Genomic DNA, 18,145 nt, shown 5'->3' on the forward strand with positions numbered 1-18,145 from the left:
GCGCTCGTGCCCGCCTGACGTCCTCTCCGAGCTGCGAACCCGCGCACTCATCTCCGCCTGAAGAGCCTTGCAAGGGGCCCGTCGACGCCAGCCACAGGCACGCTGACGTGAGCTGGGTCCCCCGGACCTGGCACGGGGATGATGCCCAACCTCTCCACCTGGCCCGAGATGGACCTAGTGAACCTCACCGTCTTCCGGTCGCCAAGCCCGCCGCCGTGCCCAGCGTGATCCGCCGCATTGGTGAGGTCCCGCTCGGCTTCTATGTAGAACCACGGGGGCGACCCGCTCATGGCGTCGAGAAGGTCTGCCGCGGTCCTGATCGGCTGCCCGTTCACGGATATGATGATGTCACCGCTTCGAAGCCCCACCCGCGCAGCCGGGGAACGCGGCACCACATCGAGCACCTTGAGCCCCCGCGGGTCAGCCACATAGATGGCGTTCGACCTCGTCTCGGCACGTCTCCCCGCGGCTATGACCATCTCGTGTCCCAATGGCGAGAAGAGCGCGGCAAGCCACCTCATCCATGGATACACCGACGCGGCAAGCGCAAGGGCCAGGAGCACCACGCTGAAGACCATGAGACTCGCGGCGGTGCGGGCGCTCCTCTGCTTGGGCGCCCTCGCGACGGCGAAATCACCGTAGCCGAGCGCGGCGGGCAGCGCGAACATCGCGAAGAGCATCTCTCGTCCTTCGGGCACGGTTATGTCTGGCTTGATGAGCGGCCACCAATCCGGCATGTTTATGAGACCGTGCGTCAGGCTCTGTATCTCGCTCAAGTACGGCGTGAGCAGCATCATACCCACAAGCGGTATGGGCCAGAACTTCTGAAGGAGAAAACCTCCGACCACGCTGCCATCCCGCGTCTTCATGTAAAGAGGCAGCGCGCCCTGGTCGCCCGTGGTCCAGATGAGAAGGCTCTCCATCAAATGCAGCACGGCCACGAGGATCATGGTCTCTGGTATTCCTATTTTCGGAACACCAAAAACCAGGTTTGAGAGAGCAAGGATCCCCCCTGCGTACGAAAAGCAGAGAAACCTCGGGTCGATGAGCATCAATACAAGGGCCACGGGGAGCAGGAAGGCGACCCCCGCGCCCGTGACGGTGACCCCCACAAATACGAAAATGAAGCTCGCGACGAAACCCGCGGCCGCCCCGAGCAGGAGCGAAGTGAGAACCGATGAAGCAGGTGACTCCATCGGCTGGCCGAACACGCGCTGTTCCATCCTGGCTATGCGCGAGTACTGCAGCGCGACCAGCACCACCACCATCCAGAAGGCGGGGTGGAGCAACACCTGTGGGATCAACATGAGAATCGTCAAGATGACCTTACCGAAGGGAAACATCCGGGCCACTCCCTGCGCGCGCACGGCACGAGTCGCACGCCCCGAGATCGTCTCGAGACCATTATACGCCGCCCTGTACGCCATCCTGCAAGTCCCGCAAACTCCGTCGTCTCACGTTGCCTCACGCTGCCTTGCGCGCTGCGAGCTTGGCCTCAAGGATCTCGACGGCCTTGTCGAGCTGCAGATCCTGTGTGGCCTCCTGATCAGACTTCGCCTGGGCACCCCCGGAGCTGGTCAGGCTCACCACGACGTCCGGCACTATCCCCTTCTTGTCGATGGAATTGCCGCCAGCCGTGAGGTACCTGGAGGTCGTGATAGACACCGCTGACCCATCGGACAGCGGGTATATCGTCTGGACAAGACCTTTCCCGAACGTGGTCACGCCGACGATGGTCGCCACCTTCATGTCTTGCAGGGCGCCAGCCACGATCTCCGACGCGCTCGCGCTCGCCTCGTTGACGAGCACCACAACCGGGACGGTGACCTTCGGGCCCTGGCTCGAGTAGTATGTTACCTTCCTGCCATCTCTCCCGACCACATGCACTACCGGGGATCCGGCCGGAAGGAACCTGCTGGCCACCTCGATCGCAAGCGGGAACGAGCCGCCCGGGTTGTAGCGCAGGTCAAGGATGAGTCCTCGCATCCCCTGCCGCGCGAGCGAGTCCAGTTCGTGATTGAGGGAATCCATAGTGTCGTCGCCGAAGAACGATGAGATCTGCACGTAGCCGATGCCGTCTTTCAATATCTCGGAGGCCACATGTGGGACCCTTATGGTGTCCCTGATGACCTTCACGTCGAAGGACCTCCTTTTGCCGCCCTCGTCTCGTTCGATGCCGAGCACGACCTCCGTGCCCCTCTTGCCCTTCATGAGGGACACCGCGTAATCAAGGGCCATGTCCTTTGTGGGCTTGCCGTCGATGAACATTATCCGGTCCATGGACCGAAGGCCCGCCCGTTCGCCGGGAGTCCCTTTCAGAGGCGCCACCACGATTAGCTGCCCGTCCCGGATGCCCACGGTGATCCCGATCCCGTCAAACGTGCCCCTCATATCATCTTGCATCGTGCGATACTGCTCAGCATCCATGTAGCGCGTGTACGGGTCGTTTAGGACGGCAAGCATGTCGGGTATGCTGTGTCTCTCGTCGTACGCCTTCAGAAGGGCTTCAACGTCGATCGGGGAAACATAAACGTTTTTGAGAAGGTTGATCACCTCGAGGGCTACCAGAGCGCTCGGTTCACCAGAGCCTGACGTGCTCCCGCTTGGGCTCGCAGCCTCTGGCCCGGCCTGGACCCGGACGTCTGTCTCTGACTGAGTTCGTACCTGCGCCCCCTGCGTCTGCGCGACTTCTCGTTCCGACACGCCTGAGAGAGGGCCGGCGCAGTCGGCGGGCGCGTGAAGCCATCCGGAAAGGCCAAGCACAGCGATGACCGCCAGCGCTGCCAAGAGACCATATACCGCCCGCGCGTATCTTCTCATAATGCATCATCACCAGTTTCCGTGCGCCGTGGAGCAGCCTCGTGTCGCCAGAGCGCCAGGCACCCGGCCCCGGCGAGCTTGCATCGCCTACGGCACGCACCGCCCGCCGTCCGCGTGGCCGTTCGCAGCACGCCATGATTTAAAGCTAGTAACCGTCATTTCAACCACTGCCAGGGGTTAACCGGGGTACCGTTGTCCCTGACCTCGAAATGGACATGGGGACCGGTTGAGAGCCCCGTGCTGCCCGATCTTGCTATCCTGTCCCCTTGAATGACCGATTGGCCACTCTTCACGAGAAGCGCAGAATTGTGCCCGTAGAGCGTCGACAGCCCTCCGCCGTGATCGATTATCACGGTGTAACCGTACCCGCTTACCCATCCGCTATATATCACAACACCGTCCGCCGCCGCAAGCACCGGCGTACCGGATGGCACAGCTATATCTATGCCGGAATGAAACCTAGAAGTCCCGAGTATGGGATGAAACCGCATACCGAAATCCGAGGAAATCCGCCCCCTGACTGGCATGAGGAATTTCCCGGTCCATCTCGGCAAGGATTTACCCGACCTTGCCTCGCGCGCCTGCAGCTCGCGGATGGCTCGCTCGAGTTCGCGGCTCATCTCCTCGAGCTCGTTGAGGGCCTGTTCGTACTGGGCCCGCTCCTTCTGCACCCTCGCCAGGATGGCTTCCCTTTCCCGCACCTTCGCCGCAAGCTGGCTCTCCTGAGCCTTGACCTGAGCCTGAACACGCGCGAGATCCTCGCGTTCTTTCTGCAGATTTGCCTTTCTGTCGGCGACCCGGGCCATCTTGGCCTCGATCGTCGCAACGTCTGCCTTGACCTCGTCGAGGCATTCGGCGTCGTGCTCGGCTAGCATCTCCACGTACTCGAACCTCGTCACGAAGTCGGCGAAGTCGGTAGCCGAGAAGAGAATCTCCAGATAATCGACAGGCCCGGACATGTACATCGCCCTGAGCCTCGTTCTCAACGCGGAAAGCGTCTCGTCCAGCCGCTTCCTGGCCACGGCGAGGTCATCCTCCGCCGCGGCGAGTTCCTGCTCCGCTTGAGCCACAGCTTGGGCAAGACGCTTCGCTTGACTTTCAAGAGAGCTCAGTCGCGCCCTCGTCTTTTCCAGCTCCATCTCGGCCTTCTGGATCTCGGCCAGGATTCCCTTCTCTTTTTGTTTGACGGTGAGAAGCTGTCGCTTCGTTTCCTGAAGCTGATCGTTTACGTCACCCAGCTGGTCGCGTTTGCGGGACAACTCAGAGGAGGGCGCGCCGGACACGACAAGAGACGACATGATGAAGAGGGCAGCCATCAGCGCTGGTATCAAGACATGAGCCAACCTTGCCGGGGTTCTCACGGCTGCACCTCCAACAGAACTTGCCACCTCAGTTACACTTCGGCCAACCACGCCGCGACAGGCCGGGCCGGCCGAGAGCGGGACGAGCGGCGCTTTTGGATGTGGCTCAGACCCGCAGGTATCTCTTGACAAACACGCCTCCGGCCACAGCCCCCATGATGACACCCATAACCAGGAGTGCGACGCACAGGGCAGCAACAGGTTCGGGCGCGGTGACGACTGGGATGAACGGCGCGAGTCCGGCAAGGTACCTGACCGCGAACTTATAGCCCACGAACAGGAGCAGCCCCGACACTGAAGCGCCCACCAGCCCCACGACCATCCCTTCCACGAGGAACGGCCATCTGATGAACCAGTCCGTGGCGCCCACCAGCTTCATGACTTCTATCTCGCGTGCCCGCGAGATTATCGTAAGCCTAACGGTGTTTCCGACTATGAAAACGACCGCGGCCACGAACAAGAGGGCGACCAGCGCCCCTGCCACGCCCACGAGCCTCATCGTGGCAAGAAGCTTCTCCGTGAAGCCTTGCCCGTAGTTAACGCTTGCCACACCGGAGATTCGCGAGACCCGTGCGGCCACTTCGACGGTGTGGTCGGGTTCCTCTACCTTCACGTCGAACGCGTCCGGCAGCGGGTTCTCTCCCACGACATCGAGGATGCTGGCCCGCTCGCCGAGCTGGGCCCGGAGTGTGCGCAGCGCCTCATCCTTGCTGACGAACGTCACCTGTTTCACACCGTCGGTCGCCTGGATCTGAGCTTTGATGGCCGCAATGCGGTCAGCTGACAACCCGTCCTCGAGGAAGGCCCTGATCTCGATCCTCGACCGCAGCAACTGGGACACGTGGTTCAGATTCAGGAGGACGAGCCCGACCGCTCCCAGCACAAACAAAGACGCCGCGATAGTCCCCAGGGATATGAGGCTGACGTTGCGCCTGGCCGAGCGCCAGCCCTCAGCCAGGAAGTACCATATAGTGGTCAGCCTCACGCCTGTAAGCTCCCCTCTCGTCGTCCCTCACGATCTTGCCGCCGTCCAGTTCGATCACTCTGCGCATCATGCCGTTCACGATGGAGCTGTTGTGCGTCGCCATGATGACCGTGGTGCCCGTCTTATTGATCCTGAGGAGCAACTCCATGATGCCCCATGACGTGTCAAGGTCGAGATTCCCCGTGGGCTCGTCCGCAAGCAAGATGGTCGGCGCGCCCACGATGGCCCGGGCAATGGACACGCGCTGCTGCTCCCCGCCGGACAGCTCGCCGGGGTACGCGCGCGCCTTCCCCGCAAGGCCCACCAGCTCCAGCGACTCCATCACTCGCGGACGAACCTGTCTCGGATTCGCCTCGGTGACGCGGAGCGCAAAGGCCACGTTTTCGTACACGGTCTTATTGGGAAGCAGCTTGTAGTCTTGAAATACCATCCTCACGGTACGACGAAGGTAGGGGACTTCGGAGGGCTTCATACGTACGACATTGCGACCGTCCACGATCACCTGGCCCTGAGTCGGGAGAACCTGTCTCGTGAGAATCCTCATGAACGTGGTCTTGCCCGCCCCGCTCGGCCCCACCAGAAACACGAACTCGCCCTGTCGGATGTGCGTGTCGACGTTGAGAAGCCCCACCGCCCCGTTGGGATAGACCTTCGACACGCTGTAAAGGCGAACCAACGTCATCACTTCCCGCATGCTCCGGAAAATCGGGTTTACTTGGTATACTTCGATGGACCTCGGCAAAAACCTCCTCCTTTCCCCAAGAAGTATCTTCCATAGCCACTCAGGCGCCCCTCAAACTGACCTTCGCGAAGCGCGGGCGCACGACGCCGCGTCCGGACTGTTCGGACTCTATCTGGCGCCGGTGGCAACCCTCAGGAGAAGCCCCCAGGCTTCATCTGGATGCTTCGTTTGCACGCTGATCGCGCAGACGGTCGTCCTGTCCTTGGCAAGACCGTATATCCCACTTCCGACGCGCATTCCGTTCACTAAGTCTGCCGGAATCTTATCTATCCCGCCGCTTTTCTCGATGAATGGACCAAGGTCCACCAGTGCGCCTTTCTCCGCGTAGAACTCATATCTGTCTCGAGGAAGGTACATGACGTCGGGGGCATCCTGGGCCGCCATGAGCACGATGAGCTTCTGCTCGTATGCGGTGATCCCGCCTGCGATCTGCGTTGCCGGTGCGGCCTCGACCTCCACCTTGACCCCAGGATTGGAGACCTCGTACGCCTTCACGATGTCCTCGACCGTCCGCTGCTCCTGGATGTCCCCCCATATCGACAGTCTCAGAGTCGTTCCCTCGTCTTTCGCCCCACCGCAACCCGCGGCAGAGACCGCCAACACGACGCAGGCTGCTGCGATCATGAAAACCCGGCTGCCGGTTACGGTCGTCACGTGCAGCATCCTGCCCACTATCATCACCCCCCACCAACGGCGCCTCTGCCTATGTTGGCACCCTCACCAACCCGGGACCCTGCCTTCCTGTCCGTGGCCTCACTCGGAACCGACAAGACGTCTCGGACGGCAGCTGGTCCGCGACAAGCCCCGGGGTCATCCACACGCCGCCGCCCGCGGCCCGTTGCGTTTCCTTTCGATCGCTTTCAGCGCGGCCTCGACGATATTCTCGGGAAGAAGGCCGTACGCTTTGAGAAGCTCCTCCGACGTCCCCGATTGGCCGAACACGTCCTTGACGCCAACACGTTCCACCGGCACCGGGAAGCGTTCAGCGGTTATCTCACACACCGCGCTCCCCAATCCCCCTATAACGCTATGCTCCTCAGCCGTCACTATGGCGCCGGTCTCGCGCGCAGCTGCCACCACCGCCTCAGCGTCAGCAGGCTTGACCGTCGCCATGTTGAGCACCCTGACCGACAGACCTTTGCTCTCAGCGAGCCTCGACGCCGCCTCAAGCGCAAACGACACCATGACCCCGCACGCGATGATCGTGGCATCACTGCCGTCCCGGAGGAGAGCGGCCTTGCCGATCTCGAATTCATAGTCCTCGCCGAACACCACGGGGACCCCGCTCCTCCCCAACCTTATGTACACCGGCCCTTTGTGCCGCGCTGCCGCGAATACAGCTTTCTCCGTCTCGACCGCATCCGCCGGCACAACGACCGTCATACCTGGAATCGCCCTCATGAGGGCCACGTCCTCGACCGACTGGTGAGAGGCACCGTCCTCGCCCACGGTGATCCCGCCGTGGGTCGCGCCTATCTTCACGTTGAGCCCCGGGTATCCTATGACCTGGCGGACTTGGTCAAATGCACGACCAGCGGCGAACACCGCGAACGTGCTGGCAAACGGAATCTTGCCAGATGCCGCGAAGCCGGCCGCTGTGCCCATCATGTCCGCCTCGGCGATACCCATGTCGAAGAACCTTTCCGGAAACCTCGCTGCAAACTCGTCCGTTTTGGTGGATTTCGCGAGATCCGCATCGAGGACCACAACGTCAGGGTTCATCTCGCCCAGCTTGACAAGGGCTTTGCCGTACGCAGCACGCGTCGCTATCTTTTTCGGTACATCTGCCATAACGCTTCGAGCCTCCGTTCGTTTCAGAGTCGGCGAGTCGAGTCCGGTGACGTGCGGCGGCGGGCAGCCACGGGTCCATCTCACCTAGCTTCTATGGACCTGATGGCTTGCTCCGCCTCCTCGCGGGAAGGAGCTTTCCCGTGCCAGTCCACGGCGTTCTCCATGAATGGCACCCCCCTGCCCTTCACCGTGCGAGCGACGATGACCGTGGGCCGGCCCTTGGTGGCCTTGGCCTCCTCGCACGCTGCGAATATGGCGCGAACATCGTGTCCGTCTATCTCCAGCACATGCCATCCGAACGCGCGCCACCTTGCGGCGATGTTGTCAAGGGATTTCACATCTGTCACCGGCCCGTCGATTTGAAGCCCGTTGTAGTCAACGAAGGCTGTGAGGTTGTCAAGTTTCCGGTGAACCGAAGTCATTGCGGCCTCCCACACCTGACCTTCTTCAAGCTCTCCGTCGCCGAGGAGGACGTAAACCCGCGTCGGCCGTCCGTCGAGCCTGGCGGCTAGCGCCATGCCGTTGGCCGTGGAAAGCCCTTGTCCGAGCGAACCCGTGGACATCTCGACCCCTGGGGTATGCTTCATGCTGGGGTGCCCTTGAAGCCTGCTTCCGAACTTGCGCAACGTCAGAAGCTCCTCCAGGGGGAAGAAACCAGCTTCGGCCAACACCGCGTACAGCGCGGGCGCGGCGTGTCCCTTCGATAGCACGAACCTGTCCCTGTCGGGCCACAGCGGGTCCTGCGGGTTGACCCTCATCACCTTGAAGTAGAGCGTAGTCAGGATCTCCGCGGACGACAGGGAACCCCCGGGATGGCCGGAGCCGGCCTCCGCCGTCGCCCTTACCACGTGCACCCTCACCCGCCTCGCCTTCTCTTGCAGCATCCGGACCTCGTCCTCCGCGAGGACGGGCGTCTCACAACAGCGCCTATCACCACTACCGAGCATGTCCGTCACTCCTTACCTTGCCTTACCTTGGCCTTGCCTTGCTTGCCGCGTTGTGAACTCCCCGCGAAAGCCTTTCCCCGAGGACTCGAATCACGAACCTGGGGAGAGCCAGCACTCTCACAAACCTCCTGGGCTGCTGTAACAAGCGGTACAGCCACTCCAGGCCCATTCTCCCCATCCAATCGGGTGCCCGCGAGACACGACCCGCGAGCACATCGAGGCTCCCACCCACTCCGAGGCACACCGAGGGACCCAGCCGGGCCCTGTTGCGGGCGATCCACTTGTCCTGGCGCGGGGCGCCCATGGCGACGAATACGAGCTTGGCCCGGCTCTGCCGAACGCGTTCAGCTACCCAGTCCTCGTCCCGGTCCCCAAAGAACCCGTGGTGGGTCCCGGCGATCCTCAGGCCGGGCAGACGCGCCGAGAGTCGCGCGGCGGCCTCCTCCGCCACGCCAGGCGAGGCGCCGAGAAGAAAGACAGGCCATCCTTCTTCGGCCGCGCACTTGACGAGCTCCTGCATGAGGTCGAACCCTGCGACTCTCGCTGGAAGCGCGGAGCCCAGAATGCGTGATGCCCAGACCACCCCAGCGCCGTCAGGCACCACAAGGTCCGCGCTGTTCACGATGGCAGCAAGCTCCGCGTCGCGCTGCGCCATCATGGCCATCTCGGAATTCAAGGTCACGACTTGGTACACGCGGTCGCCCGCGGTCACCATATCGCGCACCCGCTGCACCGCCCCGGCCATGTCCACCCTGTGAATCCGGAGCCCCAAGACGTTCACGGTTTCCGCAGATTCAGCTACGTCCACGACATCACCCCGTCAAAGCCCTGCTCCGACGGCCGGTTTCTACGGCCAGGCGCGCCGCCTGCCTCGCGGCCTCCGCCAAGGCGGGCTTCGCTGCGGCAAGAGCAGCTTTCATGCTCTCGCGTCTCGCCCATACATCCATGACCTTTCGAGCAAGGGCCTCCCCATCCCCCACCGCGCGCCCCGCCGGGGTCACCGAGAGACCGGCCTCTTCGCCTACCATTCTGAGCAGGCCGTCGATCTTTGGATCGTAGGACACGGCCACGAATGGCGTGGCGCTCGCGACCGCGAACACGAGCGCGTGATACCTCATGCCGATCACAAGGTCCGCGCACTCCACCAGGGACATTATCTCCTGCGGCGCATAGTCTCTCTCGAGCACGTACGAACCGTGGTGCATGAGCTCGGCGGCCGCTCGGCTCGCAGCCACGTCACCCGGCTTATGAAAAGGCACGTACACGACCACCGCTCCCAACGAGCGTTGCGCCTCATCAGCGGCGCGCGCGACAGCCTCAAGATAGCCCGACCCATCCGCCCAAGGGCGCACCGAGACCAGTACAAGCGGCGTGCCGGCGGCTATCCGCACGCCCTCGGACGCGAGGATGTCGACGCCACGTCGGACAGACGGGCCCAGTTCAAGGCCAAAGGCCGGATCCGCGGTCACCACGATGGGCGGGCGTTTCACGCCGACCTTCTCAAGGAGCCGGCGCGACGGCTCATCTCTCACCGTGATGGCGTTCACCGTGTTCGCGACGAACCTCACGAGCCAACGGCTCCAGGCTCGCTTGAGTGGGCCCACGCCCTGAGAATAGAAGAAAACGGGCTTGCCCATGAGCCTGGCCAAAGCGGCAAGGCCCAGGTAGTACGCGAGGGACCGAAAGCTCGTGACGTCTTGCAGGAGACTGCCGCTCCCGCTGATGAAGAGATCCGCTGCGGCGATCTCCCGCAAGATCTTGGGTAGACTGGTCCTTTCCACTGCGTCGATCCCGTGCGTCCGCCGCGTCGCCTCGGGCTCACGCGAAAGGGCCACTATAGACGCGTCGGGGACGGCTTCCCTGAGATGCTGGACCATTGCGGCCAGCATGGCTTCGTCCCCGGCGTTTCCGAAGCCGAAGTAGCCCGAGAGCACGAACCTCATCCCTCGATTCTCTCCCCCTCCGCCGCACCGGCATCCGCAGTCACACCCGTCGTCGCCTGCCCGGCGGGGCCGGATGGCCGCACTGTCAGCCGCACATACAGGCAGACGGCGCCGAACATCACCATAGCTACGATGGCGCCGATGACAAGACCATACGCGGTCCGAAGCACCGTGGCTAGGAGCGGGGTATGCAGATGCGAGAACGTGTTCACCATCGAGATCTGACCTATACACCCGATGAGCGTAAGCGGGAGGGCCAGCCGCTTGTCGGCTCGCAGCAGTGCCAACGCCCCGAGTATGAGCGCAGGATGACCGATAAGGAACTCCTTGGTTCTCGGCCGATAAATGAGCATCTTCTCTAAGAATATCCTCATCCCCGCGTCGAGCGACGGGATCGGGAGGCCGAGGTAAACATTACCGGTGCGCATGATGTACACGAGCCCGATTACCCCTGCCACGCCAAGCACCACCACATGCCAGACACGGATCGGCTCCGAGAGCACCTCGGCAGCGGCCGCCATGAAGTCCCCAGCAGTCCTCCGCTGCGCGACCTGGTACCTCCAGTAGAGCACCACCACGAGCATGAGCGGCAGGATGTGCGCGACCTTCACGCCCATGAATTGGTCAAGATGCAACATGAATCTGGTGCTGGAAAGCGTCGCCGCGAGCAACAAGCCCCCCACTACTGACACCCCGGAAGCCTCGAGCCAAAGGAGACACGCGTCCCGGAGGCCTGTCCCGTCGCCCAACCGCGGGCTACGGCTGCGACGCGCCCTCGCCCTTGCCAGGACGAGTCCCACCGCGAGCGTGGGGAACACGATAGCTGAGCCCAGAGCCGCCACTTGCCGGAAGAACGTGGCGAACCCGGTGCTGATCAGGCCGGCGTACACGAGAAGCCCGAGGACGAACATCCCGAGCTCCGCGATGGGCGGAATGAACGCTATCATGTCGAGGAGCATGAACCCTCCGGCTAGAATGCCGGCGGCCACAATCACGAGCAAGGGCCTGCTCGGGCTGTACCATTCGAACGGCCGGGCCTCGCCGAGCGTAAATCCAGGCTCTGTCATTCCGCGTGCTATCGCCCCGACGTAATCGAGGTTCTGGCTCACCGCCGCGGCCTCTTCTCCGATTTTCGCGGGGAATGGACGAATGTACATGACCCTGATGTTTCGCTCGCGCGCAGCCCTGACAAACCGGTCTACGGCAGTTTGAACGTCAATCTTGTTCATCTCGCCCGCAGTTATGCTGTGAACCCGCACGACGGCGGCGCCCATGAGCCCAGCGAAAGCCTTGTCGCCCTGCTGGACCGCGAATTCCACATGGCCGAAGCTTAGCCCGTGAGACTTGAGAACGTCCGCCGCCTCGCGAATGTAGTCTGGGTAGCCGAGCACTTCCTGCCCTTCGAAAACGACGAGGCTGACCCCACTAAACTGAGCCAAGCGACCTACGAAGAATGTCATCTTTTCCGGTGTGATCCCCGGATAGTTCCTGAACCTCGCAACCACGCGAAGACCGGCGGCGTTCACCTGGCTTACCTCCGCGGGGTCAAGGCCGATGTTGACCTCCTCTATCTGCCTCAGGCTCCTCGCTGTCTCTATGAACGGCCCGAAACGCCTCGAGTCAATCACCGAGATCCGCTCCCCCGCGAGCCTCGCGGCGAGCAGCGGCGCGATCTCGTTGTATGTCGATGCGTCCCGGGGGAACAGGTACGTGTTGCTGCCGAGAAGGCGCCCCTGGTCTATCATTTGCCTGAGGACCGGGTCGGTGACAGGCGAGAGCTTGTCATAGTCAAGTATCTGCCTACCGGTGAAAGCGCGGACTTTGCCCTGTTCTATTAGGTCGCCGACAGTGCGCTCGTTCAGGGCGACGGAGGTCAGCCCTGCCTCCCTTGCCCTGCGCAGGAACGCGTCGACAGGATATCCTGATGCGCGGCACATCTCAACCGCCGCGTCGTAATCCATCACGAGCTCAACCTGGCGGTTGGACCGCTCCACCGCGACGCGCCCAACAGCGATGTACACCGACGCCAGTACCGACGCTATCAGCGTCCACACCCACAGCTTCCTCGCCCGCCAGGGTCCTGCCATGCCATCTCCACCCCACATTCCCGCCTGCGCGGCGGGCCGTCTCCTGCGATCTCCACGAGCCCCCCGGCGCCTGGACCGCCTCGAGGGCTAGATATGCTTCAGGGGCAAGAGCCGGGCCTCACTTGCCCGTGCCCGCAGACGTGCCACCGAAAAGGTATACGACCCCGTCCTGCACGCTCACCCCTCGCAGGACGACGGGGATCGGAAGCTTCGACACGTCAACCGACAGGTCCACGTTCTTCAGGAGCCCGTTCTTCACAGCCTCCGGTATCACGGCGTTCCCGACCCTGATGCGGTCCACGACATATGCAAGGTGAGTGTCTCCCCGCACCACGAATCTGCCGTCGAGGGCTAGATCCACCTTCATGCCGAGGATGCTCGCGCTGCCGGAGACGGTCGCGACGCCAGGCCGAAGCCTCACCGTGAGGAGCTTCAGAATGCCGTCGCGCGAACGAAAGTACGCGTTCAGGTCGTCCTGTGCAAGTACGACCGTGACGTCGCCTCTGCCGACGTGCCTTACGCCGAGCTTGCCTTGGTGAAGCACAGAACGGACATCTATGTCGGCCCGGCGTGCGTCCACAAACAAGCGCTGGACGCGGAGCCCGTCCACCATGACGTTGCGCGCGTCGATCGTGAGGACGTCTATCCTGCCCAGCGCGACTGCAAGCGCGGGGAAGGTCCTGACGTACACACGAACCGACTCGGCCTCATCGAGGCTCGCGGCTATCGCATTTTCGAGTCGAGCGCTCACAACCCCCGGGATCGTCGCCTCCCCCACCAGGAAGAGGCAGACGACCGCGAGAGCCACGAGCGCGACCGCGTATTTCATGGCATCCCTCTATTACGTTGCATCCCTCTATGCGTTACGTGGACACGTGGACCGCGCCCTTCGAGATGGGATGGCGTGGGATGGCCGGCCAACGCCACCGCGCCGGCGCTTACGCCGACGCCCTGGCCGCCGCCCTCAGGTAAGCCTCGATGAACTCATCGATCTCACCATCCATGACGGCCTGGACGTTCCCGGTTTCGAGCCCGGTCCGGTGATCCTTCACCATGGTGTATGGCTGGAACACGTAGGACCGAATCTGGTTGCCCCAGGCGATTTCCTTCTGCTCGCCCCGTAGTTCGCCGAGCTTCTTTTCCTGCTCGGCCTTGTAGTGCTCGAACAGGCGCGCCTTGAGGATCCGCATGGCAACCTCGCGGTTTTGATACTGCGATCGCTCATTCTGACAAGCCACTATGATGCCGGTCGGAATGTGCGTTATCCTCACGGCGGACTCGGTCTTGTTGACATACTGGCCGCCCGCACCACCGGAGCGGTAAGTGTCGATCTTGATGTCCTCGGGTCTTATCTCTATGTCCACATCCTCCGGCACCTCGGGGATGACGTCCACTGACGCGAACGATGTATGACGTCTCGCGTTGGCATCGAACGGAGATATCCTCACGAGACGGTGGATGCCCTTCTCTGCCTTGAGGTAGCCGTAAGCGTTCTCACCGCTTATCAGGACGGTAACGCTCTTCAGCCCCGCCTCTTCGCCCGGCAAGAAGTCGGTTATCTCTGCCTTGTACCCGCGCCTTTCCGCCCACCGAAGGTACATCCGGAGGAGCATCTCCGCCCAGTCCTGAGACTCGGTACCGCCTGCGCCCGGATGAATCGAGAGGATGGCGTTGGCGCGATCGTACTCGCCACCCAGTAGGTGCGCGAGCTCAAGTCCGGAGACCACCTTGGCGAGGGACTTGAGGCCCTGCCGGACCTCCTTTTCGACTGACTCATCGTCCTCCTCGAGGCCCAGCTCAAGGAGCACAGCAAGGTCCTCGGCCTCGGCCCGGGCTCTCTCCCATCGCTCCACATCGGCTTTGATCTGGCTCACTTGTTGGAGCACCTTCTGGGCGGCCTCGCGGTCATCCCAGAAGCCCGGCGCGCTAACCTGCTGCTCGAGCTCGGACAACTTTGATTTCTTCGCCTCAATGTCAAAGATACACCCTCATCTCTTCGACCCTGGAAACAAGGTCGTCTAGGACGGGTTTCAGCTCACTCAACATCCGCCTACGCACCCCTTCCGCAGCACTTCTTGTATTTCTTCCCGCTCCCGCAAGGACACGGATCGTTTCTCCCAACCTTCTTCACACGTCGCTGCTCCACACGAGGGCGCTCCTCGTCCTGCCCGCCGCCGCTCATGGTTATGCGATAACGACGCGCCTTTGGCTGTCTCTCGCCGGTGTCCACGCCGACCCGGAACATCCAGGTCACAACGTCCTCCTGGATGCTGGCCTTGAGAGCCTCGAACATCTGCCAGCCTTCGATCTGATATTCCTGGACCGGGTTGTGCTGCCCGTAGGCCCGAAGCCCGATGCCCTCGCGCAGGTCGTCCATGGCCTGTAGGTGGTCCATCCACTTAGCGTCTATGATTCTGAGCATAACGAGCTTCTCAAGGGCCCTCATGCGTTCAGGCCCGATGAGAGCCTCCCGCGCCTCATAAGCCTTCTGAGCCGCTTGCACGATATGCTCCTCGAGCTCGGCTCGACGCAAGCCGACGAGGTCCTCTTTCGTAACCAGCGACGAGCCCGGCGCGAAGGTCTTGTTCACCCGGTCGGCAAGCCCATCGAGGTCCCATTCCTCCTGGAACACCTTTTCGTTGGCGTAGGTGTCCAGCATTCCCCGCACAACCTGGGCAATCATCTCCATGATTCGGTCCTTGAGGTTCTCGCCGCGCAGGACCATGCGTCTGTCGCGGTAGATAACCTCGCGTTGCTTGTTCATGACATCATCGTACTCGAGCACCTGTTTGCGAATGTCGAAGTTGCGCGCCTCCACACGTTTCTGCGCGGTCTCGATAGCTCGCGAGAGTCGCGGATGCTCGATCGGCACGTTTTCTTCCCAGCCGAGCCTGTTCATGATATTCGTAATGAACTCCCCGCCGAACAGACGCATCAAATCGTCCTCAAGCGAAACGTAGAAGCGCGATGCCCCCGGGTCGCCCTGGCGCCCGGACCGGCCGCGAAGCTGGTTGTCAATGCGCCTGCTTTCGTGACGCTCGGTGCCGATAATGAAAAGCCCGCCGAGCTCGACGACCTTCTCATGTTCCCCGGCGCACGCAGCCTTCGCCTCTTCAAGATAGGCCTGGAACTCCTGCCTCGCCTTGAGGACTTGCGGATCCTTCGTAGGGAACCTCTCGGCGGCCTCGGCCACGACCTCGCTTGGGTAGCCTTGAGCGCGTAGCTTCTGCTTGGCGATGTACTCCGGGTTGCCGCCCAGCACGATGTCGGTTCCGCGACCGGCCATGTTTGTGGCTATGGTCACTGTCCCGAGGCGGCCGGCCTGTGCGACTATCTCAGCCTCGCGCTCGTGGTGCTTTGCGTTGAGCACCTGGTGAGGAATGCCGCGGCGACGCAGCATCTCGCTGAGCCTTTCGGATTTTTCGATGGAGATCGTGCCCACAAGGACCGGCTGCCCCTTTTTGTGCAGCCTCTCGATCTCGTCTACGACGGCGTTGAACTTGGCGCGCTCCGTCTTGTAAACGACGTCCGGGTGATCAATCCGGATCATCGGGAGATGCGTCGGGATCACGACAACGTCGAGCCCGTATATCTTGCGGAACTCCTCTTCCTCCGTGGCAGCGGTGCCGGTCATGCCTGCCAGTTTCTTGTACATCCTGAAGTAGTTCTGGAACGTGATCGTCGCAAGCGTCTGGCTTTCCCGCTCGACCTTCACGCCCTCCTTGGCCTCGATAGCCTGATGCAAGCCGTCACTGTAGCGTCTCCCGAACATGAGCCGCCCGGTGAACTCATCCACGATGATGACCTCGCCGTCCTTGACGACGTAGTCTCTATCGCGCCGCATGAGCGCGTGGGCCCGCAGAGCCTGGTTCAGATGGTGGGCGAGCTCCATGTTGGCGTCATCATACAAGTTGTCTATGCCCAACATCTTCTCGACCCTGGCCACGCCGTCCTCGGTCAGCGCGACGGTCCGGGCCTTTTCGTCTACCGTGTAGTCCACCTCAGGCTTAAGCCTCGGCACGAGCCGGGCGAAGTGGTAATACAAGTCCGTCGACTCCTCCGCCTGGCCGGAGATGATGAGCGGAGTCCGCGCCTCATCTATGAGGATGCTATCCACCTCGTCGACGATAGCGTAATTCAGCTCGCGCTGAACCATCTCGTCTTCAGACGTGACCATGTTGTCGCGGAGATAGTCGAACCCGAACTCGTTGTTCGTGCCGTACGTTATATCTGCCGCATAAGCGGCCTTTCTCTGGGTGTAATCCAACCCATGGACGATCACGCCCACCGTAAGCCCGAGGAACTTGTAAATCGTCCCCATCCATTCGGCGTCGCGCCGCGCCAGGTAATCGTTGACAGTGACGACGTGAACGCCTTTCCCTGGGAGGGCGTTGAGGTATGCAGGCAGCGTCGCCGCAAGCGTCTTGCCTTCACCGGTCTTCATCTCGGCGATCCTGCCCTCGTGGAGCACGATACCGCCCATGACCTGCTCGTCGAAGTGGCGCTGTCCCAGCACCCTGGCAGACGCCTCCCGGACAACCGCGAACGCTTCCAAGAGCATGTCATCCAAAGACTCGCCGTTAGCAAGTCGCGACCTGAACTCGGCCGTCTTCGCGGCGAGCTCGTCGTCAGACAGCTTGGAAACCTCCGGTTCGAGGGCGGTTATGGCCGCTGCCATGTCCCGCAATCTGCGGAGCTCTCTCTCATTGAAATCAAACGCTTTCTTCAGAAAGCCAAGCACCCTGCTTTCCCTTCTTTCAACCCGGGCATTGCGCCCATAGCTCGCGCGGACGCGGTGAGCTGAAAATGAAAAGCCAACCGCCAACCCCCTCTTACTGATGAGCGGTCCGCGCGCGCCCTGTCGGCTCCTGGCGACCCCGGAGACGGGATCGAAGAGACGAGTTCGTACGGAACCGCCGCGACGCACCCCATTCAGCGAAAACCGAAAACCATCCCTGCGAAGACCATCCGTACCGAACGGACGCGCCCACAAGGCGCACGCCACGTCCCTGTCTCAGAGCGGGACTGTGTCAGCGCCAGCACGCGCCCGCACAAGCTAGCGCCAGAGGCTCAGCCCTTTTGTTGGCTCCGCCCCTTGGCGCGAGATAATTATACCATTCACCCAACGGTCCAGCAACCTCGCGCCCGGCCAGACGCCAGCCAGCCCGGCCAGCGGTCCACCCGCTCTGCGCCAGCGACCCGCCGCTCGGTCAGACTCATCTTTGACAGCAAAACGGGGTTTTGATGTGCCACGGATCCGGAAACCCGCATGAAATGGACACCGGCATCCGCAAGATCGGAAAATGTTGTGCCACGTATACGCGGTTATACTGTTGACATGGCTGGCATATATGGTATGATATAGCTGCCATGTATGTTAGAAGCAAGTCCTTCCGAAACAAAGACGGCTCAACACGCACATACCTCCAGCTTGTCAAGGGTGAGCGGGTCGGCGGGAAGATCCGTCAG

14 protein-coding genes are annotated in these 18,145 nt (G+C 62.1%); all 14 read right to left on the reverse strand.

Annotated features, from left to right (window positions below):
- Positions 1-47: 47 nt before the first annotated feature.
- A complete protein-coding gene (locus GX515_11895) occupies positions 48-1,343 on the reverse strand; it encodes a PDZ domain-containing protein (GenBank protein ID HHY33696.1) in 1,296 nt (431 codons plus the stop codon).
- Positions 1,344-1,464: 121 nt separating this feature from the next.
- Complete coding sequence (locus tag GX515_11900) at positions 1,465-2,820, reverse strand: S41 family peptidase (GenBank protein ID HHY33697.1); 1,356 nt, start codon at positions 2,818-2,820, stop codon at positions 1,465-1,467.
- A 155-nt stretch (positions 2,821-2,975) separates the two neighbouring features.
- Entirely contained in the window at positions 2,976-4,181 is a 1,206-nt protein-coding gene (locus GX515_11905; protein ID HHY33698.1) for a peptidoglycan DD-metalloendopeptidase family protein, read from the reverse strand.
- Positions 4,182-4,287: 106 nt separating this feature from the next.
- Entirely contained in the window at positions 4,288-5,166 is an 879-nt protein-coding gene (locus GX515_11910; GenBank protein ID HHY33699.1) for an ABC transporter permease, read from the reverse strand.
- Positions 5,132-5,842, reverse strand: a complete 711-nt coding sequence (ftsE, locus tag GX515_11915) for a cell division ATP-binding protein FtsE (protein HHY33700.1) — start codon at positions 5,840-5,842, stop codon at positions 5,132-5,134. The genes GX515_11910 and ftsE overlap by 35 nt, the downstream gene beginning before the upstream one ends.
- A 174-nt stretch (positions 5,843-6,016) precedes the next feature.
- Positions 6,017-6,580, reverse strand: coding sequence for an extracellular solute-binding protein (locus GX515_11920; protein ID HHY33701.1), 564 nt, complete (start codon positions 6,578-6,580; stop codon positions 6,017-6,019).
- Between the two features lie 138 nt (positions 6,581-6,718).
- Positions 6,719-7,699 (reverse strand): transketolase family protein, encoded by a 981-nt coding sequence (locus GX515_11925; GenBank protein ID HHY33702.1) that lies wholly within the window; start codon positions 7,697-7,699, stop codon positions 6,719-6,721.
- An 80-nt stretch (positions 7,700-7,779) separates the two neighbouring features.
- Positions 7,780-8,583, reverse strand: a complete 804-nt coding sequence (locus tag GX515_11930) for a transketolase (GenBank protein HHY33703.1) — start codon at positions 8,581-8,583, stop codon at positions 7,780-7,782.
- An 85-nt stretch (positions 8,584-8,668) separates the two neighbouring features.
- Positions 8,669-9,391 (reverse strand): WecB/TagA/CpsF family glycosyltransferase, encoded by a 723-nt coding sequence (locus tag GX515_11935; protein HHY33704.1) that lies wholly within the window; start codon positions 9,389-9,391, stop codon positions 8,669-8,671.
- A gap of 67 nt (positions 9,392-9,458) precedes the next feature.
- Positions 9,459-10,589, reverse strand: a complete 1,131-nt coding sequence (gene csaB / locus GX515_11940) for a polysaccharide pyruvyl transferase CsaB (protein ID HHY33705.1) — start codon at positions 10,587-10,589, stop codon at positions 9,459-9,461.
- A complete protein-coding gene (locus GX515_11945; protein ID HHY33706.1) occupies positions 10,586-12,676 on the reverse strand; it encodes a hypothetical protein in 2,091 nt (696 codons plus the stop codon). Before GX515_11945 ends, csaB begins: the two co-directional genes overlap by 4 nt.
- Positions 12,677-12,794: 118 nt before the next feature.
- Positions 12,795-13,505: a DUF2993 domain-containing protein gene (locus tag GX515_11950; protein ID HHY33707.1), complete on the reverse strand. Its 711-nt coding sequence runs from the start codon at positions 13,503-13,505 to the stop codon at positions 12,795-12,797.
- A 109-nt stretch (positions 13,506-13,614) separates the two neighbouring features.
- Positions 13,615-14,722 (reverse strand): peptide chain release factor 2 gene (gene prfB, locus GX515_11955; protein HHY33708.1). Its coding sequence is split into 2 segments (ribosomal slippage): positions 13,615-14,652 and positions 14,654-14,722, totalling 1,107 coding nucleotides; the frame shifts between segments, so codons are not numbered across the junction.
- Between the two features lie 4 nt (positions 14,723-14,726).
- On the reverse strand, positions 14,727-17,417 hold the full coding sequence (gene secA / locus GX515_11960) for a preprotein translocase subunit SecA (GenBank protein ID HHY33709.1): 2,691 nt from the start codon (positions 17,415-17,417) through the stop codon (positions 14,727-14,729).
- Positions 17,418-18,145: the final 728 nt, after the last annotated feature.

This window comes from Bacillota bacterium (genome assembly GCA_012842395.1).
GTDB lineage: Bacteria > Bacillota > SHA-98 > UBA4971 > UBA4971 > UBA6256.